1 protein-coding gene is annotated in these 2,053 nt (G+C 66.5%); it reads left to right on the forward strand.

All coding sequences use genetic code 11. From position 1 onward, the window contains the following. Window positions 1-2,053: SpnB-like Rossmann fold domain-containing protein (locus tag AWC12_RS27185; protein ID WP_165762862.1), on the forward strand; the 2,053-nt coding region annotated here is incomplete at both ends.

Genomic DNA, 2,053 nt, shown 5'->3' on the forward strand with positions numbered 1-2,053 from the left:
GACACCTGGCACCTCACCATCCACTCCCGACCCCACCACACCGACACCCCCTGGACCCGCCACGCCACCGCCACCCTCACCACCCACGACACCACCCCCACCCACACCACCGCACTACACCAACTGAGCACCACACCCTGGCCACCCCCACACGCCGAACCCCTCGACACCGCCGGCCTCTACGACCACCTGCTCAGCATCGGACTGGCCTACGGACCAGCGTTCCAAGGACTGCAAAAAGCATGGCGCCGCGGCGAAGAACTGTTCGCCGAAGTCACACTCGACGACCACCAAACCACCACCGCCGGCGACTACAACCTGCACCCGGCACTGCTCGACGCCGCCCTACACGCACTGCTCATCAACACCAACGACCAACTGCGCCTGCCGTTCTCCTGGAACGGCCTACATGTCAACACCCGCGCAACCACCAGCCTGCGGGTCCACCTCACCAGCACCGGCGAACAGGTGTCCCTAGCAGCCGTCGACGAAAACGGCGCGCCGGCCTTCACCCTCGACGGCCTGCTCGTGCGCCCACTGCCCTCCGGCGCCCTGGGCGCCGAACCCACCGATCGCGGCACCGGACTCTACGAAATCGAATGGACCCCCGTCGAGGCGCCCACAGACCCCACAGCCGCCCCACCCGACCTCGACATCGCGCACATCAACGGCGAGGACCTGCGAGCCGTCCTGCACCAGACACTCACACTGCTCCAAAACGCCATCGACGACGACACCAAGTCATCACCGTTGGTCATCGTCACCCGCGGCGCCGTCGCCGCCGCACCCCACGACAACCCAGACCCGACCACCGCAGCGATCTGGGGACTGGTCCGCTCCGCTCAAGCCGAACACCCCCACCGATTCGTCCTCATCGACCTCCCCAACGACGGCCGCGACCACAACGACCTGCTCTCCCACGCCCTCACCATCGCCGACACCGAACCCCAAATCGCCGCCCGCCCCACACAACTCCACATCCCACGCCTACGACGCATCAACCACCTCCAAACCCTCCCACACGAGAGGGCTTGGTCCCTCCAGGTTGCGAGACCGGGATCCCTCGAAGGACTGGCACTGCTGCCGAATAACGCAGCACAGCGACCGCTGACCGGGACCGAAGTCAGGGTTGCGGTGCACGCGGCGGGCGTCAACTTCATCGACGTGGTCATCACACTGGGAATGTTTCCCGGCCAGGCGCCGCCGCTCGGATCCGAAGGCGCGGGGGTGGTGATCGAGGTCGGCCCGGATGTGGAAGGCCTCTCGCCCGGCGAGCGAGTCATGGGGCTGATTCCCGGGGCGTACGGTCCGCTTGCTGTAAGTGACCACCGCATGCTTGCGAAGATTCCCGAGGGTTGGTCATTCACACAGGCGGCCACCGTATCGCTGGTATTCCTGACCGCTCACTACGGTCTGGTCGACCTGGCTGAATTGCAGGCCGGCGAGCGCGTGCTGGTGCACTCCGGCGCCGGCGGTGTGGGGATGGCCGCGATCCAGATAGCCCAGCGACTGGGTTGCGAGGTGTTCGCGACCGCGAGTGAGGCGAAGTGGCCGGTCCTGCGCGAATTGGGCCTAGACGATGCGCACATCGCGTCATCGCGCACCCTTGAGTTCGGCACTCGGTTCCCGCGGGTCGATGTGGTGCTCAACGCGCTGGCCGGTGAGTTCGTCGACACGTCGCTGAGCCTGTTGGGTGCAGGTGGCCGCTTCCTCGAAATGGGCAAGACCGACATCCGCGATCCGCAAGAGGTCACTGCGGCCCATCCCGGTGTCACCTACCGTGCATTCGATCTCATCGACCGCGAAAGCACCCGACCGCACGCCTTTGCAGGGCCAGAACGCATCGGTGAGATGCTCGGCGAGTTGCTCGCGCTGTTCGACCAGGGTGCGCTGCGACCGCTGCCCGTCACCAGCTTCGACATTCACGAGGCGGGCCGTGCCTTGAGGGTGCTACGCGAAGGCGCCAACGTGGGCAAGCTGGTGTTGGCGGTGCCGCAGCCGTTGGGTGGTGAGGGGACGGTGGTGATCACCGGCGGAACGGGTGCGCTGGGTC

Origin of the sequence: Mycolicibacterium iranicum (assembly GCF_002101705.1) — a bacterium.
GTDB lineage: Bacteria > Actinomycetota > Actinomycetes > Mycobacteriales > Mycobacteriaceae > Mycobacterium > Mycobacterium iranicum.